The following is a 24,893-nucleotide window of genomic DNA, read 5'->3' as shown; positions in this document are numbered from 1 at the left end:
ACCAGTTATCGGGTAAATAATTATGCTTAATTCAAAAGTATCCCTAAACTCTATTTATTATTATGCCACTTAATGAAACCGTTATTCAGCAGGGCCACGGCTTTGCAACTTACCCCTCTGTTTTCCTATATGATTTCAAAACCGATGAAGATACTGGTGAACAAAAATTTGGCAGGGTGAAACAGTTACTTTTTGGAGACTGGATTGGTCTAAAACCTACTCCCGCAGGAACGCCTGACTTGCAAACTATTGAAGGAAAAGATTATGTGCATGTAAAAGCCAGAAACGCCAGTGGATTTGTGCAGCTATCCAATATTCAACCTGACCGTATTCTTGAGGTAAATTTTATTGATGTGGGACAGGGAGATGGCTGTCATATTGTTACACCTACAGACGAGCATTTTCTTGTGGATGCGGGCCCAGGAGACAATATGTATCGTTTTCTGAAATGGCGTTTTAATCTTAAACGGGCAAATATTGCTCCTCCACCGTTTACAGTAGTAGTATCTCATTCAGATGAAGATCATTATGGCGGCTTTAACGCCATTTTTACGCCAGCTAACGATACCCAACAACATTTTGAAATCGAAAAAGTGTACCATAATGGCCTAGTCGAATTTACAGGTATTTCAGTTAATTCCCTCGGTACTACTGTTATCCACAACTCGGTAGATTATATTACTGACCTCTGCGATAATAATGATGATTTTCAACAACGTGCTAATACACCAGCGAAAATAGGCAATTATATAAAAACTCTTTCTAAAACAAAGGCTCCTAAAGAATCTCTGCGCCTTGGCAGTCCACCAATTTATGATCAAGATAACTTACGTATCGAAGTTCTAGGCCCAGTAGCAGAAATTGTGAATGATAAAGCAGCTTTGCCCGTTTTTAAAGGTAATAAAGGCAAAACTAAAAACGGTCATTCGGTTATTTTGAAACTGACCATCGGTAAGGTACGGATGCTACTAGGAGGTGATCTTAATGAACCCGCCGAAGACTACTTAATGCATCACTATACCAATACTAACTTACTTCGACTAAGGCAACAACTTCGCAATGCTAATCCAGCAGATAGAGTTTTCATTCACCAACAGATCATGAATGCCATCATGCAGGCACGAACAATTTTCCAAGTCGAAGTGGCCAAGTCTTGCCATCATGGGAGTGCTGACTTTACAAGTGAATTTATGCAGGCCATCAATCCTTTAGCTACAATCATTTCGAGTGGGGACAATGAACCACATGTTCATCCTCGACCTGATACACTTGGTACTATTGGCAAACATAGCCGAGGGGATCGCTCGTTAATTTTCTCGACTGAACTCGCACGCTCTAGCAAAGAATTTGTGGAAGTAGCTCCCCAACTGTCCGAACGAGCCAAAGAGCGTGCAGTAACTGTTTACGGCATGATCAACGTTCGTACCGATGGCGAAAAAATCATTATTGCCCAAAAACTGGAGAAACCTGCTTCTCGCGGTGATTGGGATATTCATGAACTGGTGTGGAATCCAACTAAAAATGAGTTTGAATACCAATATTGATAACTTTAACTTCTTCTCCAATTTGGGTTGCCCAAAATTTGTAAGGACGATAGAGGTCAATTATTCTTAACTTCAATACATTTATGATTATTCCGATGAAATTGATCAGGCTCCTGTGATTTAAATTGACCGGGTAATTCCGATTGAAATTGCGCAGGTGTGGATAAGTCTGTTAGAGAATCCATCTTTTGTTTTTGAATACGCTGATAAACCCCGCATTCGAGCAAGCGATGGCTAACAAACTTACTCAGATGTACCAGATAAGACGAATTATTCAATTGCAGATGTAAGTACCCCGTTTGCCAGACAGCAGTAATTGGAGTATTTTTTTCTTCTAGCGGCCTGTTTTTCCATTCTTCGGGCGTAAGGTTTCCCAAACTTTCGTGTGGGCGTGTGAAATTGTATTCTTCGATCCACTCCCGGGTCAATGTTCTGACTTGATCTAAATCAAAAAACAAATAAGTATCTAATATGGCTTCTCGATAAATACGGTTAAATCGTTCAATATACCCATTTTGTGTGGGTTTGCCCGGCTGAATATAGTGCACTGTTATTTGCTTCTCCTGACACCATAGCTCGAATTCTTTAGACGTAAACTCGGGTCCATTATCGGTTCTGATTGATTTAGGTACCCCTCGCTCTGCAATTACCGCTTCTAAGGTTCGGATGATTCTTTTGGAAGACAGCGAGGTGTCAATTTCGATTGCCAGCGCTTCTCTTGAATAATCATCCATGACATTGAATGTCCTGAATTTCCTATTTCCCACCATACTGTCACTCATAAAGTCCATACTCCAACTGATATTTATTGCTGTTGGTTGCAGTAGCGGTTGCTTGACTCTGTCAGGAAGTCTGCGCTTACCTTTTCGTTTTTTGTTCAATTGCAGGAGTTTATAAACGCGGTAAACCCGTTTGTGATTCCAGGGCTTCCCTGATTTTCTTAGATAGGCAAACAGCTTTCGAAAGCCATAGGTCGGATGCTTAAATGCCAACTCCTGTAATGCTTCAATGGTCTCACTATCATCTCTTTGAGTAGTATAATAGAACTGAGAACGATTCAAACTGAGTATCTTACAGGCTCTGCTCACCGCAATTTTGTGATCTTCAATTAACTCCATGGTTAATTGCCTTTTGGCGGCAGAGCCCAACCCTTTTTTACGAATAGCTCTTTGAGAATCTGATTATCCATCGCCAAATCCGCATACATCTTTTTGAGTCGACTGTTCTCCTCTTCTAGCTCCTTTAAGCGCTTTACATCCGATGACTCCATGCCTCCATACTTGCTCTTCCAATTATAAAAACGGGGCGGCCCGTGCCGTGGCCTCAGAAATGCCGTTTTGGCGACAAATCTCCTTAGTTGGGATGCCGTTCTCCTGTTGTTTGAGAATGGTGACGATCTGTGTTTCGGTAAACTTCGTTTTTTTTATGTCAGTTCAAAAATAAGCAAATTTATCTAATTTTAAACTGTCTGTCTTATAGGGACACTTACAAAGGTGCGGCCAAGATATTGATGTATGTTCGGAACGACCCGCCGTCACGGTAAGCCCCACTCTATTATGCTTGTCAAAGCTCAAAGGGGTGGCCCGAGCCATGGAAATTCGTGTTAAAGCCCCAATAGTAAGCGGGGCGCCCCATGGCGGTTCGAGCAATAAGGTATGCATTTAATTTAATGCTAAATACTGTGTCAATCAGCACTCAGTCGGCTATCTTCGTCCTGCAAACGCTGTGCATCTTCTTCAATATCGTTAGCAGCAATATCGTCTAACATCCCCTCGATAGCTATTATCTCTCGATTTATTTCAACGGATTTTTCAAATTGGTCAACAGCCTCGGGATCTAAAAATGTTTGATAAAACATCTCATTGCGATAGAAAAGCGGCTCTCCGGCCGAGAACCGCTCATAATGACGGCTTACTTCGTCCCAATCTTCTCTTAGAACAGCTTCTACAAGTGTCGGAAACTTGCTAAGGCCTGCGTTGTAAGTATAATCAAATAAAATATGTTTTTGTCGGGCTGATAGATGGTCAACTTCTACCATATCGGGCGTAATACTTTCGTGATTTTCAGCAAAATGAATAAGTTGGGATTGCATCCGCTGTTCGTATTCGGGCACTAAAACTTCTTCATACAACGCCCTCTGTTGCTCTTCCGTAATATAAAGCCCACCGTGTTGACTAATCCATCGACTGGCATCATCGCCAGTTTTATAGGCGGCTTGAGCCAGAACTTGGGCAATTTCGGTATCAACCCCTACGCGTGTAAGATCAGCGTATATTTCTTCTGGACTGCGCCCGCCCATGTCATAGCCTGGGCCAATCGTTACCCCTGAATCTCCTCCTGGAAAATGAGGCACCAAACTTTGTCCCTGATGGCCAATTTCCTGATTATAAGTAAACTCGTAACGTGTCATAGCTCCAAAATTTAGGTCTAATTATCAATATCATACCTTCTTAATGTTACTTTTCCCTCAATAATTGTGATGCTTTCGGAACGACTTACTGGCAAATCCATTCTTTCTACTTTCAGTATAGTCCCTTGTCCCGTAGCTGGCAATACATAGTTATTTGTTTGTCCCGCAATTGCTCTTTTAGATTGAAGTTGCCCATCAATGTATACGTACATATCGTGCATAGTCTCAATGGTCAGATAACCTGTAGGAGGCGACTTATATACAGGTTTATTTGTTGGCCTTGCTGGGAGAGCTGCAACCGATTGATTTTCGTTAGAATTTTTATTAGGCATGCTCACACTAGCTATCGAAACAGAGCTTGTATCTGACACTATGGTGGTATCTGTCATTATTTCTACAGTATTCTTCACTACTGGTTGAGGGGTTGATCTTGTAGCCAACCAATAGAAAATCCATCCAACCAATACCACAGAAGCAATCAAAGCAAGCATTTCCCAAGGGAAATGTTTTTTAACAGGTGGTTTTGGCTCAATATGGGACGGCTTTGGCGGTTCAACGGTCGGTTTAGGAGCCGAATAAACTTTTGTTTTACCATCAAACGAAGGGGAAGGTCCTGGGGACGGTGGTGGTGTAGTGGCAGTATGACCTTTATCCAACAATTTTAATAATTCTTCCGCCTTTTTCACCCGTTTATCTGGATCGGACACCAAACATCGCCGAATGATACTTTTGTATGGCTCCTGAATGGTACTGATATCTGTAGGAAGCTTTCCCTCTAAAATTAAACTGCGAATTTTATTGGAAGTATCCCATTCTCCTTTTGCACCATCTATCCGAAATGGCAAACTGCCCATCACCATCTTGTAGGTCATCACTCCAAACGCCCAAAGGTCAGTATTTGGCCGAATAGCCACATTATCAAGCAATTGTTCAGGAGCAGCATAACTCGGTGTGTGCGCAATCTGTGAGTTATTCAACACAAAACTCATATCGGCGTCAATTAAACGACTAAGACCAAAATCAGCAATGACGGGTATCCAATTCCCTTTTTCATCCCGATCCATCAGAATATTGGCCGTTTTGAAATCGCGGTGGATGATCGGCACTTGGTGCAGGTGCGCTAATCCCCGTAAAATACCCGATAAAATTTGCCTTCTAGCCGCATCGTTTAGTTCATGTTTTCTCAAAACATCATCCAAATTTCCCTCGGCATAATACTTCATAATAGCATAATCAAATGCCCCTGCCCGGTCGGCAATTCGATATACATTTTCGTAACGAATGATATTTGGATGAATATCAATCTCATGCGCTAATTTAACCTCGCGTTCTAAATCGAATTTTTGGAAAGCGCCTACTTCACTCCTTTTAACGGCTACGTACCGTCTTCGTACTTTGTCGTATACCTTATGTACGCTGCTAAACCCACCACGCCCAAGCAAACTGCCCGACATTGATGGGTCAAATTCAAAGCGATTATAAAATTCTTCAGCAGTCATGGATTTGATATCTACTTAAAATTTAACTTTTACCCCTGCTGATGCCACTCCCCAAGAGCTCACGTCCAAATGCACTCCTACCCTGTTATTATTATTTTTCATTAGGGATGGGATGGTAAAAAAAGCATCAGCCACGGCAATGGCTATCCCTCCCACCAGCATGACCTTCGAAAGCGTCAGTTGGGTTTTCGCTTTCTTAAAATCAGCATTGGATTGTTCAATAGAAGCCGTCAGCCGACGTTGCAGCTCGGTGTCTGTCCCTACGGTTATGTCCCCTTTGTGGTTCCAATTCCGGAGTTTATACAAGTCATACGACTCAAGGCTTTTTGCTTTCATTAATGTACTCCAATAGTACAAACCTCCTCCCGCGGCTAAACCTCCCCCCAAGACCAATAATGCGCCTCCATTAATACTTTTTCGGTCTTTTTTTACAACAGGTTTGTTCGGACGTTTGCTGGTATCACGGGCGGCCAATGTTAAAGCGTCCGACAGCTCCAATAAGACTTTTATTTCGATTTCCTCGTCTATTTTCACGCCATCAGCCACTACATCCCAAAAAATCTGGCGATCTGAACCAGGCTTCACCCGCCGACCGACGGCTCCGCTTAGGGCGCGAGGAACGATATTACCCGATACTTTGCCCGTTACGGTGACATAAATAGAATCATTCATTTTTATCCCAAATACATCATATTTGATTTCAACGATTTTTGCTTTAGGGTTTACCTCAAACCGTACCTTACTAATGCGCGGCTGAGCCACAACCGCCACAATCGTTAGCAGCCACAATCCAGCCCCCATAAACAGCCACTTTTTCATGTTCAATTTACGGTTATGGTAGTTTCTTTGATCGTCTGCATCAAGCACCGATTGGTCAGTACAACAGTTATTTTTTGTTCGCCGCGCTTATCAAACTGATACGATACCCGCTGAGCGGCAAAAGCTTTGCCTTCAATGGTCCATACCACCCGGATGGCCTCGGTCTCTACAGTATTGCTGATTCCAGTCAGACCAAATTCCCAGCGTAGGCTTTGCCCTTTAATAGCCGCAACGGTTCCTTCGGGAGCTTGCTTACAGCGTTCTTCCTGAAAGTCCACTTTTTGAAATGTCTCGCACCCCATCAACCCACTTAAACCACAAAAAATCAATAATTTATAAATACCAATCAACTTACCTAAACTAGGGTGCCACTCCATGATAAATGTTCATTGTTTAATACTCAATGATAAATGCAATGCAAATACGAGAAATCCCTAAAAACAAAAAATACGTCAAATGACGTATTTTTTGGCCTTTCCTTTTTCTCTAATCTTGTATCATAAAATGATTAGTGCTCTTTACTCATTTACTCGCTTTGAAACATGTGGTTATGATGAAAACTTTTACCAGAACATTCTTATCTATTTTTCTTTGCACTACAGCTATCGCTAAAGCAATTGCAGGAGTATATACTGGAAGTATTAGTGATTTTACTATGCAACTTCAAGCAGTAGGAAGTTGCAGTCAACACCAAATCAGGATTTCAAATATTACAGTTACAGTTAGATCTAAAACATTTGCTTATGTTGAATTCTCATCTACTTGCCTGAATTGCACTAGCGGGGGAAATACTTACGATTATAGCGAATCAGGATCAATCTCAGGGGGAAGCGTAACTTTTGATCAATCAGGGTTTTCCTATTTTTGCAATAGTAATCCTAATACAAAAACCTATCTTCGTGCTACTCTAAGCATTAATTTCACTGGTGCTTCCCCTATTTCCTGTAATCTTACTATTTCTGCTGCCGGTTCAGGTTCAGGTACATCGGGGGCTAAAGGTGTTTCTTTAAATTTTACTGACTTCGGCTCCCCTTCTTTTGTACAAAGCACAAGCGGCATCACAGGCAGTTCCGTCTGCGCTGGCACTACGCTTTCGCTTACCATTCGGGGCAGTGCACCTACAACGGCCGTGGTGGTAGCAAATATCGGAGGTTCACAAACACAAATCGGTACCGTTACCTCAGATAATGATTTTGATACTTGGGGAACCATTAATTGGACCGTACCGGCAGGTATTGCAAACGGTACTCAAATCTATTTTCGAGTTGCCGCTTTATCAGTTACTCAATCCAGCACTTTTTCTGCGTTTAGCCCCGTTAATCCCAACTTAACAATCAGCGAAACCTTACTTTGCAGCGCCAAACAAATCGCTTTACAAATAACGGGGGTCAGTGGAAACCTCTTTGTAGATGGCAACAATGGTTGGCCTTCCAACAGTACCACCTATAACCCTACCCCGCAAAGCAGTACAACATATACAGTAACTGTTCAAAGAAGAGGAAATGGCAGTGACAGAGTTTGTGCAAGTGTGCAGAAAAGTCAATCCGTTCAGGTCTTTACATTCAATCCCTCAATCCCAACGGCTTCTCAAAGTAAATGTTATGGCGATGCTATCAGTGTAAGAGCAGAACCTAACGGGAACGGCTCTTTTGATTATACGTGGACCCGCGACGGACAAGGGGCAGGAAACGGGCAACAAATTGACGCCCGCGAAACCGGCAATTACAGCGTCAGCATCAAACCAACGGGTGCTGCCGCCGCCTGTCCTGCTAAAAATGCTGGCCCCGTACGATTTAACTTTGATACTCCCATTCCAGATCAGAATATTACCCTTTCCAAAGAACGCCCCATCATCTGCGGTGCTCCAGACCCGACGACCCTCACCCTCACCGCTCAACCGGGAGAAGGCGGAATCAATTACCAATGGCAACGCGAAGGTGGAGGATTCAACGCTAACAGCCAGTCGGCAACGATCAACCAATCGGGCAAGTACGTTGTTACTATGACACGTGGGGCTTGCAACCGCCAAAAATCCATTGAGGTACAGGACAACAACTACGACCCCAACATTGCATCAGTTCCAGCGGCCTATTGCGCCGATGCACCCATTACTTTACGCGCCAACTCCGACGATGGTAACCGCTTTGACTACGAATGGAAACGGGAGGGTGTTACGATTGGCGGCAATTCCTCCTCCCTGAACCTCACTTCCGGCGAAACGGGAGCATGGAACTTTACAGTGTCCATCAAATCCAAGGGAACGGGCTGCTCGCCAAAAACCTCGGAGACCAAACGCATAGAAGCCAGTGTGCCCATAAGTGATGAAGCCATTGCACTTCCCGCAAACAAGTCACGCCCAATTATATGCGGTGCTCCAGAAGAACCGTCTATTGTTCTTAGCGCTTTACAAACCAATGTCAGTTATCGTTGGGAAGGCCCTGGTGTGAGCAATGCTAACGATAAAACGTTGACCGTCAGTCAGGCGGGACGTTATGTCATTAATATGAACAGGGGTGCATGTTCCAAACAGAAAGACATCAATGTAGAATTTAACACCTACGATCAAAACATTGCTCCAGCTCCCGCAGCCTTTTGCTCCGATGCCCCCATTACGCTTACGGCCAACTCCAACGACCCCGGTCGTTTTGATTATAAATGGAAACGCGAAGGGCTAGATATCGGCACCAACACGCCTACGCTCACACTCCCCAATGAACTTGGCCCCTTTAAATATAAAGTGGAAATCACGGCCAAAGGAACTGGTTGCAGTGCTAAAATATCATCCGAAGTTGCCGTCAGGGTAGATCGAGCTATTACAGGGCAAAAAATAACCTTACCAACCGGTAAAATGCGCGCTATCATTTGCGGTGCGCCTGAAGAAACAGCCATTGACCTGTCAGCGGTAGCCGATACCCCTCTCGATGGTATTACCTTCCAATGGCAGGGACCCGCGGTAACCGCCTCTGCTGCCGTTGGGAAAGTAAGTCAGGCAGGAGAATATAAGGTCATCTTCAACCGGGGGTGTGTAGTAAGGAATCAACCGTAAAAGTAGAATCTGGTTTTTTTGTGCCCAACATCAGTTCAACAGGCACCATCATTACCTCTCCTTCCGATATTCGCATTTGTAGCGGTGAATTCTCTACCATTACGGCAGCCCTTGACGGTACCAGTATTCCTAACACACCCGAAAATTTTACCTATAAATGGTTTGGTGGAGCGGAAAGCAGGACAGAACTCACCGCCCAAAAAGGCAATACACTCCAAGTGACAACACCTGGGCTCTATCGGTTGGAAGTAACGCTGACCGGTAGTGGATGCGCCGAGAAAAAGACCGCACAACAAATCAAAATAGCGGTTGACCCCGCTTTTAAAAATGTTAAAATAACCCCCAATCCTGCCATTATCTGTAATAAAGCTACAGGTCTTGAAATCGCAGCACTGAGCGATAGCAGCGCGGGCACTAGCTACCGCTGGAGTGGGGGCGGAAAAATAAACGGTGACCCCTCCAAATACGTGGTAGACAATGCGGGTACTTATACCGTCTTTCTATCGCGCGGTGCCTGTTATGCCGAGGCAAGTGTAAGTCCCCGCGAAGAAGAATTAAAAGTGACCGTAACCCCCCAATATGTCCAACCCCATCATTGTGTGCAATGGCGCCAATAGCATACCGATGGTGCTGCAGGCTGTTTCCAATTTAAGCACAGCAGTCATTACTTGGAAACGCGATAATGGCGATGCTTCGGGTACTAATACGGGCAATAGCTACACGCCCACCCAAACTGGGCAATACTACGCCGTAGCCAATTTCAATAATATCTGCACGGCTACCTCCCCTCAAAGGATAGCCATTGAAGCTCTAAGCAATTTTGCCGTCAACATCACACCCAATAATCCCCCTGCACTGTGTGACGACCGTCCCATCCCGCTCACGGCGACCGCTTCGGATACGCGCTATACAGGGTTGTACAACTACGAATGGATACAGGATACGCGCTCGGTCAAAACGGGAATCGGTGCCAATACACTCAATACTGGAAAAGTTGTCGAATATACTGGAAATACCCTAGTGTTGGGGAATGAATCCAACTACACAGTCAGCATTGTCAAGGATGGCTGCAAGGCCACTTCACCCGTCAGCAAGCTAACCCTCAAACCCGCCCGTTCGGGCATTATTGTACTGGATTACAACACATTGGAAGCCACCGAAAGCAGTGATGGCAAATATGAATGGTACTATAAAGCAGGCAATGCTGGCTCATTAGCAGACTCGGCAGGCTATGCCCTAGAAGCCAATGCTACGGGCCGAATCCTGTTGGGAGCCAAACTGGGAACTTATATGGTAAGAGCCAACCGTAACGGATGCGGCACCAAATATTCGTTTGCCTATGCCGTAACCATAGCAACGGCCCTCAATCCACTGCTCAATGACGAATGGAACGTATATCCCAATCCCGTCAGCAACGGAATAACGGTAGAAAACAAAGCGAGTTCGACAGTTTCTGCCACGGTAGCACTTTGGAACAGCAGCGGTCAACAATTGCAAAGTTTTAATCTGAACAGGCCTCAAGAAAACTATCAGTTGGGCCATTTACCCAGTGGGGTTTATTATTTAGAAATTAAGGAAGGTTCAAAAACAATCACCAAAAAAATTGTAAAACAATGAAAATTCATTTGATGATTTTACTGTCGCTTTTGAATGCTTTGTTTTTACGTGCTCAGAAGGATAAAGACTTTGTACCGCTTGTACACAATCAAATGAAAGAGCAGACCAAGCTTATTTTTGTATGTAAATACGAAGTAAGCAATGGTCAATATCGTCAATTTCTGAAATCGCTGCTAACAATGGGCCAAACCGAAAAATACAACTTGTGTTTGTATGATTCATTGGCTTGGAGGCGTGCTTTCAAGACGAATGGGGGAGATCCAATGCTTGAATACTATTCTTCTCATCCTGCCTTTGATCAGTACCCCATTGTGAATATCACAAAGGAGGCAGCCCAAGCTTATTGCAACTGGCAAACGAAAACTTATCATGCTCAACTTTCGCGTAAATTTAAGAAAGTTGTATTTCGGTTGCCAACTGAGTTGGAATGGCTCCGTTTTGCTTCCCCTTTACCCAATCACAATTTACCATGGCAGGGCAATATGCCTTATACAAATCCTAAAGGCAAGCCTGTACTATGTAATATTAAGTTTCATTGGCACGGAATCGATGTGTGCTATGATTGTGACGGCTACCCATTTCAGGCACCTGTCAAAGAATACCCTCCAATAAACTCGGACTTTACCATGTAATAGGGAATGTTGCAGAAATGACGGATTCAGGGATAATCAAAGGGGGAAGTTGGGCGGATTATCTAGAAGATAGCACCGTGGAGAAATCGCAAAACTATCCACTGCCCGACCCGCGCGTAGGTTTTAGAGTTGTCATGGAAATTATAGAAAAATGATGAAATACCTTTACAAAATAGCTTTTGTTTTTCTTCTTTTCAGTTTCACTGCCCAAAGTCAGGAGAAGCTGAAAACACTAGTGGCAATCAGTGCGTGGAAGAGAGTCAATACCTTGACGTTGTTTGAAACTACTCCTGAGCTCGAAAAAGCAGTGGCCGAGGTAAAAAAAGACATTCCTACTATTAAACCTATTGATAATCAACCAACAACTGTTGTGGCAAATTCTTCTGAAACAGCAGTACCTGAGACTAATTCCAAAAGAAGCAAACGAAATAAAAAGCCCAAAAAGGGAGAACCCGATACCCTTACCGAACAGACCATTGCATCAGATATAAAGAGTAAGAAAAATTCATTCATTCCTCCAAAAGAAGTATCTACAGAAACAGAATCCCTTGAAAATGAATCAGTAGCAGTTTCGAGAAGTAAAAAAAGGGAGAAAAAACCAACTGAACCCAAAGAAATCGCAAGTACCGAAACCAAACCTGTATCAGCCCCCAAAAAAACTGAAGCTACAGTACCCCCCAAAAAAAAGACGCCTGAACCCAAGCCGAAAGTGGATAACATAGTCACCGACAATACCCTTTCCTTTCAGCCCGTGGAGGGCGTCAAAGCCGACCTAAAGCCGTTGGGAGGGTCAGAAAAAATGTATTTCAGTAAACAAAACCGGTATACGAGTAAAGAGAAAGCGTACTTCTACCGAGTAGCTCAATTTGACCCTAGTTCACGACAACCCAAAGGATGGGTCGAAGACTTCTATACAGATAGCAATAAGCCCAAGTTTAAGGGCCAGTATGATCGTTACAACAACGATGACGAAGCCAACAATAATAAGTTTGACGGTACCTGTGAATTTTACGAGGAAGACGGTGCAAAACGAATTTGTAAATACAACAAAGGTCGTTTAGAATCAGAGTCTAAATTTAATAAAGAGGGGCAAACGATTTCCCAAGCACAATATGCTTTTGATGGACGGCGGAAAAGTTTTACAGAATATATCTTTGATAAAAATGGCAAACAAATAGGTACATTAATTGGCGGCATTGATCCTGGCTCTGGGTTGGAAAAAGCTACTCAACAACTTTTTCTCAATGACAAATTCCATTCTGCTATTGAGTACATAGGAGGTTGCCCCAGTAACCAAGGCGAATTCATGAGTGAAACTGGGGTTAAATATAATGCTGTTTTTCAAGACTTTACCTGTAGTCCTGATAATGACAAGTTATGGAAATTCTCCAACAGTAGTAATTTTACAACTACTCATTTCAAAGACAAAAATAGTTTTTCGGTAAGAAGTACACCAAGCCCGCAGGCACAGGCTGGGTTTTTACATACGCCAGTATCTCACGATTTTTATAAAAAGCCCTTCGAAATAGAGGCCATTTTTGAGTTATCCGATTTACGTTCAATGCCCGAACTGGGCATTGTGTGGCAATACATGGACCCCAAAAACTACGCTTATTTTAAAATCAATACCGCCAAAAAGATTTTTGAAATCAACGACATCGAAGAAGATACTCCTGACGATTTGATGAAAGGAGTTAAAAACCAATTACCAGAGTTGACTGACAATCAGGTAAAGTTGACCCTAAAAAAGGTGGGGGATGATTTTTTTTACTTAGTCAATGACCAAGCACTCCCCTTTGCAAAAGTTAAATTTCCGCGTCTCGAAAGAGATTCCAAAACCTGGAACATAGGATTCTATTTTAAAGCCTCTACTTCCAACGAATCTATCATCTTAAAACACTTGGAAATCAAATTATTATGACCCTTACAATACCCTAAGTCTTCAATCAAATTTTTTCAAATTTTCAACCGATTACCTATGAAAAAGATATTATCCCTTATTTTGGCATCTGCAGTATTGGGAGGATGTGCGCCTAAAGCCTTCCTAATGACCTCTGAAGGTGAGAACTTTGATGCACTTACCCAAATCAGCGACTCCGATAAACCCTGTTTATACCCCTACGGAGGAGATCTGGGAGAAAATCTAGTGTATGTTTCCCGCGAAGAAGACGGTTCTTTCAATCTATACATGAAAGAGAAAGTACTGACAAAAGCCGTTGTACAGAAAACCTCTGGAAAAAATGTAAATCTTGCTCCTGCTTTTTGCAATGCTAATAATCGAATTGTCTTTCAATACTTTGATAAAAACAATTTCGATATCTATTATATCGAAGCAGGTAAAGGCAAAGCCATCACCCAAGTGACCAATACCGATGATGATGAATACAATCCATCCTGGTCGCCAGATGGGAATCTAATTGTTTTTTGAAAAAGGTGCCACCCCAAAAACCTACGCTGTAGCTTCCCAAAAATCGTCTAAAGTGTATGATGGAGTCGCTGTGAAAAAAAACCAAATTTGGCTGAAAGACCTCAAGAGTAAAGAGCTAAAAATGATTGGTGAGGGCAGTTTTCCAAAGGTTTCACCTGATGGCAAAAACATCACTTTTGTAAAATATGATTTGGACAAAAGTAAATCCAGAGAAACTGGTACGCTCTGGATCATGTCGATTGAAGGAGACTCGCCTCGCCAAATCACGGACGTCAATCTTGGGTATGCCACTAACCCCAACTGGAGCCCTGATAGTAAAAATCTCATCTTTCAATTGACTAAGAAAAACAAAACAGATGCCGACATCTATGTAATAGATGTCAACGGGGAAAATCTGCGCCAATATACCGTCAATAAATCAAACGATTTTGCACCTTATTGGTCGATTGACGACTATATCTATTTCAGCTCAGATCGAGGAGCCAAAGCCTCAAAATACCAGATATGGCGCTTCAAAATGAAAAAATAGCTAACCTATTGAAACCACTAACATTAAGCATCATGAAATTTTTACAGCGATTAGGCATAGGGCTTTTAGTTGGCATCGCCCTCTGCCTGCAAAGTCAGGCCCAGGAATATTTATATTTCAATACTGGTTCAGGAGGAGCAGGCAAATTGGTATCGGCCAATGAGGAGAAAGTAGGAATGCTTTTGGAAGGTTCAAAGTCTTGGAATACGGGAAGAGACCGGGTAATAATGGCATTCAATCAAGTCGGCAACTATTTAATTGTAGAAGATCTTTCCAAAGATGAAGCTCAGGCGCTCGAGCAAATCAATTCATTTTATAATGAGGCAGGTGGGTCTAAAATTGTGAACGATATTTTAATAAAAGCTGCGCCTTTTGAAATCATTGCGTGTACCATTACCAGTGATGGAGATGCCATAAATTATCGAACTACCGACGGAAATTCGGCCGCTATTAATAGAGATGATCTTTTAGCAATTATCAAACGGGACGGAAGTCATCAATTATTGAAAGATGCCACCGAAGTTGTTGTTAACCTCCGAACCAATTATGCAAAGTTTCAGCAACTCAGAACGTTGAAAAAAACTACCCCTGAGCCATTCAAACCCACAACAGCGCCTTCACCACAAACTTCCGTAGCACAAGCACCCAAACCTGAAATTGAAGCTGCTGCACCAAGTAAAGAAAAGAAAAAACTGACACCCGAAGAGCAAAAATTATACAAAGCCAGATCCATAGCAAAAGTGACTGAGCTTACAAAGCTGCTCAATGACATTGTTGATAAAACAAAGAGCAAATCGGAGAAAGACGAGGCTATTAAAGAAGCCTTGAAGATATTCGTACCTGGCTCGCAAATGGAAGTAAGTTCAGTCAACAACCCTGTCAAATTGGCCTCTCGCAGTGTTGAAGATTATTTAACAAGGTTGAGTAAATTAAACTATCCGAAAATTGAAATAACCACGGCCAATTTGGCAATGGTTGAAGATTTCGAATCCGATGACAAGGGAAATCACTGGGGAATCGTAACGGGAGAGCAAGTTTTTGATGCTGGAGTATTCAGGGATGTGACCAAAAAAAATTACAAGATAAAGCTTCAACCTTATAAAAAAGCTGAAAAAGAAAATGAGCGAAATTATCAAGTACTTATCGGAAGTGTAAGTGTCGTGGTAAGCCAATAAATTGACAACTTATGGATAGGAAATCTCTCCTTTTGAGTATGATGGTATGCCTACCCCAAATCATTCTGGGGCAATGTGTAACATTAAAGGGGACAATTTTAGATGCGTTAACTAAAAAACCACTTTCAGTCCGGCTTTCGGTAAAACTGGAAGGAAATCGCAAAAACATAGGAAACAGTAATCAGGATGGTTTTTTTTCGGTGCAGCTTCCCTGCACTGCTACGTCGCTGTCAGTGGAAAAAGAGGGGTTCAGAACAGTGACAATGCCTCTTTCGGGCAATACCGAAACGCAAACCTACTTCTTAAACCTAGACCTTTACGCAGTTGATAAGCAAACCAACGACCGGCCTTATTTTCAGTCCGAGCAAACACAGTTGGTCTTAAATAATGCCGAATCACAATCGACAGGTATAGCAACCCGGTATTTTAAGTTGGTAGATGTACAAACCAAGAATCCAGTAAAAGGCGAAATTTGCCTGATTTACACAAAAAGTGATAAAAAAAAGTGTCTTTCTTTAACCCAAGCTTCAAAAGGCGAAAAAGTAGTTTTTGATCAGGAGGACATTATTGCAGTTATTGTAAATGCCAATGGTTATCAAACCTACAACGGCAACCTTATCATTGACCAACTCGACAATAAAAGCTCGGTATACGAAATTTCGCTGAGTAAGATGCTGACGTTCGTAGCATTTTCGGCCGATAGCCATGACGCAACGGGAGCACTGAAGGTAGAAATTTTCACTAAAACGGGTGCTAAGATACTGCCCTCGGTAATAAATAACAGATATGCGGTGGTAGCCCTGAGTCCTAATGAAATATACAACCTTAAAGGAACCTTAAACTCCCAATTTTTTGAACAAAAAATTAAGCCTTCTGATGGGCTTAATTTCATTCATTTGCAGATTTCACAGGCTATCGTCCCTCCCCCTATAATACCACATCCTGTTCAAAAGCCCACGTCCATACAGCCGATGTCGGTACCGCCGTTTCAGATCATTTACTTTGAACAAAGTCATTATGAACTATTACCGAAAGCGAAGGCATCCTTGGACTCCATCGCCAATTTTTTGGTGTCGTATCCTACGGTTACCGCCCAAATCACTGGATTCACTGACAATGTAGGTGATAGTTTCTTGAATAAAACTCTTTCAGAATTTCGGGCAAAAGTTACGGTTCATTATTTGGTTTCCCGCGGAGTAGCAGAAACCCAGTTGAAGTGGTATGCCATGGGCGAAAACTCCCCCGCTGCTGCCAACGACAAAGAAAATACAAAGGCGTTAAACCGGCGGGTCGAAATAAAGTTTTTAGTGGACACTGTTAGTCTATCAAAATGAAAAAAAAATTAAAAAGGATATTTTCTCGTAATCACATAGAACTACCCATGTGCATTAGATTTATTTTTTTTCTCGCCAGCATATACATTATGGGGAGTGGATTCGTTTTTGGTCAATCAAAAAGGGTAATTACTAAATCAGATGAAAAAATAATCAGAGATAAAGCTCTGGAAGTAATTCGCAGTCTGGAGAGTGATTATAACGCAATTTTGACCTCAACCTCCGATGATCGTAAAAGAATACAGGAGAACTTGGTCAGTCCTATATTTGAAGCAAGAAAATTTGTAAATGATTCGGTCATCATTGAGAATGATTTTGCCATTGAAGAATTAGCCGATTTGCCACCTGATAAGCGGGATATACTTGTAGAGAAATATTTCAGAGACTTAGCGGTTGCTTTTGGATTAAGCGATAACGGTGATGAGCCCAATGCAAACAAAAAGGTTACGTTAACCGATATTGGACTTACAAAAATAATGCAGGTCTCACCCAAAGATTCCTTAACCATAAAGGTGTTCTTTACAATCAACTATGACGGAGTTGCTCGCAATGGCTTTGTATTCACCACACCAAAAGAGAAAAAGCGGGTAGCTTTATTACAAATTGAGAGAGCAAAGAAAAATTGGAAAGTGTATATCAAATTAATAAAATTTTATAATGAAATCACAGACTTGGATGATTCCAATAATATCACAATCATCAATGATATTGCCGAATCAACACAAGTACTGGATTATTACAGCCCCGATGTAGTAAAAGCTCAGCAAAAGGCAGTAAGTTCTGATCGAATTTTAAAAAAATTTTATGTGGATGAAAAATGGGGGCTTTTAAAAGATGCCGACAATGATAAACGCATACTCGTCCAACCTTCTTTCTGTGATATAGGCTTGTTTTCTGATCAAGAAGGCCTGGCCCCTGTATGTCAGGATGGAGTAGGGATTTGGGGATATATTGACAGACAAGGCACGTTGGTTATTCCATTCCAATATTCGAAAGCGGGAGAATTTAAAAAAGGGAAAGCCAAAGTTGAATTGGGAATGAAAAAACTAACTATCGACACTACTGGGAGAGAAATAAGATAACACTTAACGATATTCGGCAAGCGGCAGGTCTTTTGGAAATTTTCCGTACATCGTTGGGTGTTGTTCTTTATGCTGAAAGTTGAATTTCACAGAGTAGTTACGCACATTCTTGCTGACATATTGATACAACTCAAAGGCCGTAATTGCTTTATCTTGGTCTCTATCTGCTTTTCCACGAAGTGCTTTCAATAAAAAATAGGTAAAAACACCCTGCCCAAGTCGCCCATATTCTACCGAAAGTTCGTCCGACAACGAAGATAAAAATACAATAACATTGGTAGCGGACAATTCTTCTTTGTATTCACTCGGTGGCAAGCTTTTAATCTCAATTGTTCCTGATTTACAGGCATCGACTAAACAAAGTTTAAGGCGAGCGTGGGAATTCCGAAATGCCTGTTTTATTTCACGGTGGGTCAATAACGGTTTGATTCCGCTGCTTTCATAGGGCAGAAAAACGCCTGAATTGCCGTGACCAGAGAAGAAAAAGATAACCTGATCTTCTGGTTTAGCTTGCGCAAAAATTTCTAATGCTGCAAGAATATTGGATTTTGTTGCTTCTTCTTCAGTAAGCAGAATGACATTTTCACGAGGTACATTTCTTCCCTGTGGGTCGGTGAGGTAACGATAAAATAATTCAGCATCCCTACTTGCAAAAAGCAGGTCTCCCTTGCTAGGCTGAAATTTTTGATAGTCAGAAATACCAACGACTACGGCATAGGTTGTTCCTGCTTGTACGTTCAAATAAAGCCCTAAAATGCCAGATATAAGAACAAAAAATTTTAAATAGGTCGACATGAAATAGTAATTTGTATAGTGCCCGTAGCTAAAGTGAGTCAACTATCTGCGAAATCTACACGGGGTCAACCTTTTTCTTTTCTCCTTCTTTTTCGAGCATTTCTTTGGCAGAAGGGCTTATTTCTTTCCCATCTCTTGGGTCAACTTTCCGCGTTTTACCGCTCACCTCATAGGTAACTTCATGCGCTAATATTGACAGAACCCTATCAACATTTTCAATTCTTTTGTCAGGCTTAACCAGATAGAGATATGATTTTTTATTTGAATTGGGAAATGAATACATATAAGCTACATTGTCTACCTGATTAACCAATTCATCGTAAATAATTTCTTTTTTGTTTGTTTTCTCTTTGGCATAGTATTTTCCATTAACTTTAATAATCGAAAACTTATATTTTTTTGAAGTTACAATTGATTCTTCTTTGAAAGATTCCTCCTTAGAGTCCATTTTTTGTTTATTAACAGGAGGACTCGAAATCGGCTTTGTGGTCGTCTTATCAACCTTTACACTTAAAGTATCTTTTGAGGACTTTAAAACCTCAACAATATCTATCTTCTTTTCATCTGTTTTTCCATTTTTATTCATCCAATACCAAACCCCTCCTCCTGCGGCCACTATACCTATCAGAATGCCAATCGCAAATTGAATAAGGTTGAGTTCTTTTGGTTTTTTGGACGCGGGCTTGAGTTCTTCCAAAGGCGGTTGTTCAGGAGCTAAGTATATTTCCGACGAATGAATACTTCGTACTGCAGGTCGGGTAAATTCGGTCGGAGAATCTTCTTCGTAGTGTATTTTACCTTTCAATGATTCAATGGGCATCGCCACCGGAGTTTCGGAAATGGCGTTCAAAATCGGCAGATCAACTTTATATTCTGGCTTTAATTCGCCCGTAACAGATTCTATCTGAATCAAATAAGCAGTAAAGTTATCCCGTGTTTTTCCAACACATTCCTGACGGAGATTTTCTAGCTTTTCAGCATTGCTAAGGGTATTATCGTCGGTTGTGTGCAGATGGTAAATCAACAGATCATCATATATCTGCTCCAGTACTCCGTCGGTGCAAAGGAAAAAATAATCTCCAGCCTGCACGTCGTTAATGATTTTTACGTCTGGAATATCAAAACGGTCAGCGGCAATCACCTTTGTAATAACGTTACGTTGAGTATGAGTCAATGCTTCATCGGCCGTAATATGACCATCACGAACCAATTCATTGACCAATTTATGGTCTTCCGAAACCCGTATAACCGCCCCTTCTCTGATTTGGTAAATACGACTATCTCCTAAATGAGCAATGGTGGCACCTGCTTCATTGAAATGCAACAAGGTAAAAGTGGTAGCCATTCCATGGGTTTCAGGATCTTCGAGTTCTTTTTGGGCAAACTGTTCGGCAGTGTATTTTAGAGCCGATAGAATATATTTTTCATCAGGAACCTCAACCAGATTTTGTTCAAAAAAACGAGCAATAGATGCACAAGCCAATTCACTAGCTACTTCCCCTTTATGTTGCCCTCCCACTCCATCGCATACCAGGAATAATCGTTGTTTAGAAGATACCTCAAGAAGTTCAGGGTACACGCTGTCTTCATTATTAGTACGTCCTCCAAGTTCTGTGAACCCTACGGGCTGACAAATATTAACTTTCATTTGATTACTTAGTTTTTAATAAATACGGTCGGAGTATATTCGGTATCCCTTACCAAGCGAGTGGCGTCATCGGCATTGGTCACGGTTCTGATTGTTTTAATAACCACCTTAGTTTGGCCTAATTGAATTGTATCACCATCATTCAGATACACCATATCATTGGGTTGAAGCGGATTTTCAAATGCATTGACAAATGTGCCGTTTGCGCTCATTAATTCGGGTATTCCATTAGTCATTTTTCGATCTGAGAGCAAATACTCAAAACCACCTGTTCGGCTGGGCTTTACTTCCAGAATACAATGATTACGACTCATATAAACATCTTGAGTAGTAATCATAATATCACAGGGAGCCGTGGTATTTTGCCTCCCAATCACTTGCCTTCCCACTCGAAGCGTGTGGGTTTGCTCTGGAGCATTTTCGTCGTGTACGACCAGCCACCCAAGTTCCTGCTTTGGAGGGTTTACTGAATTAGCAGACTGACTAGGTAAGCCCCCCCCAACAATAGGTCTTGGGGTTGGATTAGAAGGCGAAAAAGGAGCTGGTGTGGGGACCGCTTTGGCCGTGGGTGGTACGGGCGGTATATTTTCTTCTCCAGCTTTTGGAGGACTCACAACAACTGGATTAGGATAACCACAGTTGCCACATTTTACGATTGGACTGCTGCTATTGACAATTTTCAGCCTTGACTTACACTTTTTACACGTAATTTCCATAAAATCTATTGAGCATTAAGCCACAAAATCGTCAGCTGCATCCGACTGGTTGTTGAAATAATTTTCCTCCGTATTACCGTGTGTGTCAGATTGGGCATATTGGTCTGCCGAATCGTCATCATCATTGGTATCATCATCCATGTCAATATCAGCATCTGCGGTGTATGTTTCTTCTCCAAAAAGCTCTTGTGGAGGTATGGCAAAAGGCTCCATCGGCTCGTTTTCACTCGATACTACCATGTTATGCTCTGAACTATATACATAGCCCGTTTCTACCTGCCCGTCATTATCCATATCCATTGCTACAAAAGGTTGTTCACCATCCGCGTTCAAAGAAAAAATATCCATTAACGCATCTCCATCCATATCAATCGCAACAAGGTAGATCCCGTCTTTTTCAAAAATTGACACTGCAATATCTTCGTTCCCGCGGGTGTTTTCATAATGTGCGTTATGAAAAGAGCTTCCTGCTTCTATTTGAGGAATGTCATTGACATCGCTCATTTCCATCACAGTTTGCTCCATAGGCGCCGAGGCAACTTGCCCTGTTGTTGTATCCAAAAAATAGCGCGTGTCGAGCATACCGTCATTGTCAGCATCCATCATCACTATGGGAGGTTGTCCCTGCACACGGGCAGTCAACACTTCAGCAAATCCGTCTCCGTTTTTATCAATACCCGTCCAAGTAATCTCTCCTCTGTCGGCTATTACTACATGTTCATCTTTGGCAATAGGATCTTCCACTGGAACTATCGGGTCAATTACGGGTTCAACTGCTGTAATCCACTGTTCTTTTTTAGCTTCTGGGAGACTCTCCCATTCACTTTCGCTGAAAGTGCCATAATACGTTTCATTCCAGACAAAAAGCCCTCCTGGACCTACGTCATTCCTCGCGGCCTTAAACGCTTCGTCAAAAGACATTTCGTCCGAAACTTTATCCGAAACCTGCGGTTCTTCGGGAATATCAATCAGTGAATGTGCTGTGCCGTTAGCAGTACTGTTTGAATGGGCCGTATGGTGAGTAGGAACAGTATGATGAGGCGCAGGAGTCGTTATCGGCTTATCTGGTGTTTTTGTCGGTTCCGTTTCTATCACTGGTGCCGTATCTGGCAAAGTGGTGGTGGTTGCAACTACAGGAACAGCAACGACGGAGTCCGAGAAGCTTGCAAATACAATAGCACCCAGCCCTATTGACAAAACACCTCCAGTAGCCAAAAGAATTTTTTCTTCTTTAGTGAGCTTTTTTACATTTGGTTTTGATTTAGCGGCTGCTACCTGCGGTACGGAGGGCATTTGGGGTACCAGCGGAGGTGACGGAGGCGTTGCTGCAGCTTTTGCTTTATTGGCAAATATCTGTGTTTTCTCGAAATCAATAGGGTTCATATATTTTAAATCGGGTTTAAGAAATAAGTGTTTTTTTGCAGCTTCGGCAATTTTTAATTTGCCGAAGTACGGGATAAGGGTCATTGATTCTAACTTGGCAATAAGGGCAGCGGTAATTAATATCGTACTGCTCTGTTAATTTTGTCATATTGAGCTTTTTTTTCTCCACAGTAAACTTCTTTGATTTCACGAAAGACCAAACCGCAATAGTTAAGGAAATCACAGTCCCAACAATTGAAATATAACGGTATTCTGGGGGTAAGAATCCTACGGAAGCCCCGAACAAAGCTGCAATCGGAATACCTAAAGATTGATACCGGGCATTTAACGCTTCCTGCTTCTGTATCTCTTCTATACGGCTTTTTTTGTCCATAAAATCCTCGTAGACATTCTTCAATTTTTCGCCGATTGGCAACTCAAAAAATTCAATCTTCAATTCCTGCGTTTTGGACTCATCAGCAATGGATTGTTTTTTTGCAGCAGGTTTGTGAGAGACAATAGCAAGTTGATCCCAAATGAGAGGGGTTTGACCAAAGGTGATTTTATTTTGAGGGGTCACTTCTTTACGCAAAATACGTTGCCCGTCCACAAACGTGCCGTTCCTTGACCCAACATCCTGAATTTCCCACCGATTGGTTAGAGCATCAATAAGGGTTAATATGGCATGGTCGCCGCTTACGTCTGCATTGGTTAATACAATCGTATTTCCCGGCTTCCGCCCGACTGTCACACGCTTGGCCTGACTACTCATAAATACCTCTAGAAATTACATTCATTTTTTAATAATCTACTCTAAATGGAACGTAGACAGTTCGCCCACCAATTTTAACCTGCACCGAACTCGTGACCCAATATGTACCCGATGTACCTACGCCAGGGCTACGGGTCATTGTCCACGAAGTACGGTAATAATTAGCTGTACCATTCAGTAATTTGCCAAGAGAGCCAAACATAGTCATTAACTGTGGTGCTTCCCTAGCAAACATAAAAGCACCACCAGTCTGATTAGCGATATAGGCCAGGTTTTGAACTTCGGCACTACCTAGGCCCATCATAAACACCTTTATATTCAACTGCTTAGCGAATTTAATAATATCATCAGGGGTTCTACCTCCGCCTGTATCTTCTCCATCCGTAAAAACAACCAATGCCTTATTTTGATTGGGAGCATTTTTACTGACATAATCAATCATTGAATAGGTAGACTTATAAAGAGGTGTTCCTCCCCTGTTTGATTTTTTAAGTTGTCCAACGTCCCCAAATAAATACTGCCATTTGCATTAAATCCGTTTCCATAAACCGTTAATTCATACGGAATTGAACCTCCACTTGCAAAAGCACTTAGATGAACATTATCGCCCTGTCCTAGTGATTGACAAAAAACCTTAGCGGCTTCAATACGGTGGTTTTGGGGGTCGGTTCCTGAAATACTGCCGCTTTGGTCTAACAGCATTGAGGCAGAATAGGGCACATTCGGGCCTCCCGATACCACCTGAATCCCATCATTGACAAATGAATAATTCACCCCATTGCTTGAAAATCCACCAATCGAAAAATCTGATTTGGATAAATTGCTACTCAATGAGTTATCACCATTTACCATCGCAATGTCAAGGGTGAATCGAATAGTCTGGCCATTACGTGAAGATGCCGTTGAACGAATAACTGCTCCCGACGGTAATGAGACAACGCCGTCTTCTTTCTTTAATTCCCACACAGCACACTGCCCCCTCATTACTTTTATTGACCCTTTCCAACGACGACCGTCATCATTGACTGCAACAAAATTGTAATCACCCGCAGGAAGTGCAAAACTCGCCAAACTGCTACTCGCGCAGTCTGGCGTACCTGTCCAATAATTTTTTAGAGTCTGATTGGCCGTGTTGATGGTAATGGACGTAAAACCTTCATCACTGATTTTAGACCAAAATCCAATTTTTCCGTTATTCCCACCGTATAGATTTTCATCGATTACGATTGTAGCAAATACAGTTTGTGTTCCTCCTGCCCCTTTTGCAGTTAGAGTAACGGTATAGCTTCCACCCTTGGTAAATCGCTTTACTGGATTTCGCTGCGTTGAACTGGTCCCATCATCAAAATCCCACTCAAAAGAATCTGCATTCTGCGAATTATTGATAAACGTAATGGTGACTGGTGCTTCAAGATCCTGACTCGGAGTGTACGAAAAATCAGCGATTGGCTCTGGTAGCGGTTCTTTTTGTTTGCAGCCTTCCAT

Annotated in this window: 21 protein-coding genes and 2 pseudogenes; 11 read left to right on the top strand and 12 right to left on the bottom strand. The window is 42.1% G+C overall.

Annotated features, from left to right (window positions below):
* Positions 1-62 precede the first annotated feature (62 nt).
* Positions 63-1,544, top strand: coding sequence for a ComEC/Rec2 family competence protein (locus DR864_RS28365; protein ID WP_114070529.1), 1,482 nt, complete (start codon positions 63-65; stop codon positions 1,542-1,544).
* 347 nt (positions 1,545-1,891) lie between these two features.
* Here DR864_RS28365 and DR864_RS28360 read toward each other — a convergent pair.
* The 5 genes and pseudogenes from DR864_RS28360 to DR864_RS28340 all read right to left on the bottom strand — a co-directional run.
* A pseudogene (locus DR864_RS28360) lies at positions 1,892-2,971 on the bottom strand (IS3 family transposase); the annotation flags it as partial.
* A 257-nt stretch (positions 2,972-3,228) separates the two neighbouring features.
* On the bottom strand, positions 3,229-3,954 hold the full coding sequence (locus DR864_RS28355) for a pesticin C-terminus-like muramidase (RefSeq protein WP_114070528.1): 726 nt from the start codon (positions 3,952-3,954) through the stop codon (positions 3,229-3,231).
* Positions 3,955-3,971: 17 nt separating this feature from the next.
* Entirely contained in the window at positions 3,972-5,453 is a 1,482-nt protein-coding gene (locus DR864_RS28350) for a serine/threonine-protein kinase (protein WP_114070527.1), read from the bottom strand.
* Positions 5,454-5,468: 15 nt separating this feature from the next.
* Positions 5,469-6,272, bottom strand: a complete 804-nt coding sequence (locus DR864_RS28345) for a hypothetical protein (RefSeq protein WP_114070526.1) — start codon at positions 6,270-6,272, stop codon at positions 5,469-5,471.
* A 2-nt stretch (positions 6,273-6,274) separates the two neighbouring features.
* Positions 6,275-6,649, bottom strand: coding sequence for a hypothetical protein (locus DR864_RS28340; protein WP_114070525.1), 375 nt, complete (start codon positions 6,647-6,649; stop codon positions 6,275-6,277).
* 278 nt (positions 6,650-6,927) lie between these two features.
* Here DR864_RS28340 and DR864_RS28330 point away from each other — a divergent pair, with 278 nt between their 5' ends.
* From DR864_RS28330 to DR864_RS30270, 10 genes and pseudogenes are all read left to right on the top strand, one after another.
* Positions 6,928-9,318 carry a hypothetical protein gene (locus DR864_RS28330; RefSeq protein ID WP_162794247.1) on the top strand — a complete coding sequence of 797 codons (2,391 nt, stop codon included), beginning with the start codon at positions 6,928-6,930 and terminating at the stop codon, positions 9,316-9,318.
* Between the two features lie 20 nt (positions 9,319-9,338).
* The gene (locus DR864_RS28325; protein ID WP_114070522.1) at positions 9,339-9,935 is read left to right on the top strand and encodes a hypothetical protein; all 597 of its coding nucleotides are present in this window, start codon (positions 9,339-9,341) and stop codon (positions 9,933-9,935) included.
* Entirely contained in the window at positions 9,898-10,935 is a 1,038-nt protein-coding gene (locus tag DR864_RS28320; RefSeq protein ID WP_114070521.1) for a T9SS type A sorting domain-containing protein, read from the top strand. The genes DR864_RS28325 and DR864_RS28320 overlap by 38 nt, the downstream gene beginning before the upstream one ends.
* Positions 10,932-11,722: pseudogene (locus tag DR864_RS28315) on the top strand (formylglycine-generating enzyme family protein). Before DR864_RS28320 ends, DR864_RS28315 begins: the two are co-directional and overlap by 4 nt.
* On the top strand, positions 11,719-13,488 hold the full coding sequence (locus tag DR864_RS28310; protein ID WP_162794243.1) for a hypothetical protein: 1,770 nt from the start codon (positions 11,719-11,721) through the stop codon (positions 13,486-13,488). The pseudogene DR864_RS28315 and the gene DR864_RS28310 overlap by 4 nt, the downstream one beginning before the upstream one ends.
* 57 nt (positions 13,489-13,545) lie before the next feature.
* Positions 13,546-13,995, top strand: a complete 450-nt coding sequence (locus DR864_RS28305) for a TolB family protein (protein ID WP_114070518.1) — start codon at positions 13,546-13,548, stop codon at positions 13,993-13,995.
* Positions 13,985-14,524: a TolB family protein gene (locus tag DR864_RS28300; RefSeq protein WP_229599602.1), complete on the top strand. Its 540-nt coding sequence runs from the start codon at positions 13,985-13,987 to the stop codon at positions 14,522-14,524. The genes DR864_RS28305 and DR864_RS28300 overlap by 11 nt, the downstream gene beginning before the upstream one ends.
* 32 nt (positions 14,525-14,556) lie before the next feature.
* Positions 14,557-15,699, top strand: a complete 1,143-nt coding sequence (locus DR864_RS28295) for a hypothetical protein (RefSeq protein WP_114070517.1) — start codon at positions 14,557-14,559, stop codon at positions 15,697-15,699.
* An 11-nt stretch (positions 15,700-15,710) separates the two neighbouring features.
* A complete protein-coding gene (locus DR864_RS28290; RefSeq protein WP_114070516.1) occupies positions 15,711-17,033 on the top strand; it encodes an OmpA family protein in 1,323 nt (440 codons plus the stop codon).
* Complete coding sequence (locus tag DR864_RS30270; protein ID WP_114070515.1) at positions 17,030-18,115, top strand: WG repeat-containing protein; 1,086 nt, start codon at positions 17,030-17,032, stop codon at positions 18,113-18,115. Before DR864_RS28290 ends, DR864_RS30270 begins: the two co-directional genes overlap by 4 nt.
* 3 nt (positions 18,116-18,118) lie before the next feature.
* Here the strand turns inward: DR864_RS30270 and DR864_RS28280 are convergent, their stop codons facing one another.
* From DR864_RS28280 to DR864_RS28250, 7 genes are all read right to left on the bottom strand, one after another.
* Positions 18,119-18,910, bottom strand: a complete 792-nt coding sequence (locus tag DR864_RS28280; RefSeq protein ID WP_114070514.1) for a caspase family protein — start codon at positions 18,908-18,910, stop codon at positions 18,119-18,121.
* 55 nt (positions 18,911-18,965) lie between these two features.
* Positions 18,966-20,558, bottom strand: coding sequence for a PP2C family protein-serine/threonine phosphatase (locus DR864_RS28275; RefSeq protein ID WP_114070513.1), 1,593 nt, complete (start codon positions 20,556-20,558; stop codon positions 18,966-18,968).
* An 8-nt stretch (positions 20,559-20,566) separates the two neighbouring features.
* Positions 20,567-21,172 carry an FHA domain-containing protein gene (locus tag DR864_RS28270; protein WP_162794241.1) on the bottom strand — a complete coding sequence of 202 codons (606 nt, stop codon included), beginning with the start codon at positions 21,170-21,172 and terminating at the stop codon, positions 20,567-20,569.
* Between the two features lie 117 nt (positions 21,173-21,289).
* Complete coding sequence (locus DR864_RS28265) at positions 21,290-22,741, bottom strand: hypothetical protein (RefSeq protein WP_162794239.1); 1,452 nt, start codon at positions 22,739-22,741, stop codon at positions 21,290-21,292.
* A complete protein-coding gene (locus DR864_RS28260; RefSeq protein ID WP_114070510.1) occupies positions 22,674-23,408 on the bottom strand; it encodes an FHA domain-containing protein in 735 nt (244 codons plus the stop codon). Before DR864_RS28260 ends, DR864_RS28265 begins: the two co-directional genes overlap by 68 nt.
* A gap of 28 nt (positions 23,409-23,436) precedes the next feature.
* The gene (locus DR864_RS28255) at positions 23,437-23,850 is read right to left on the bottom strand and encodes a vWA domain-containing protein (RefSeq protein ID WP_114070509.1); all 414 of its coding nucleotides are present in this window, start codon (positions 23,848-23,850) and stop codon (positions 23,437-23,439) included.
* On the bottom strand, positions 23,847-24,893 hold a 1,047-nt coding region (locus tag DR864_RS28250), incomplete at its 5' end, for a PKD domain-containing protein (protein ID WP_114070508.1). The genes DR864_RS28255 and DR864_RS28250, both read right to left, overlap by 4 nt.

Source organism: Runella rosea, from assembly GCF_003325355.1.
Classification (GTDB): Bacteria; Bacteroidota; Bacteroidia; order Cytophagales; family Spirosomataceae; genus Runella; species Runella rosea.
The sequence above is the reverse complement of the archived record's forward strand: the minus strand, read 5'-3'. Positions and strand labels throughout refer to the sequence as shown.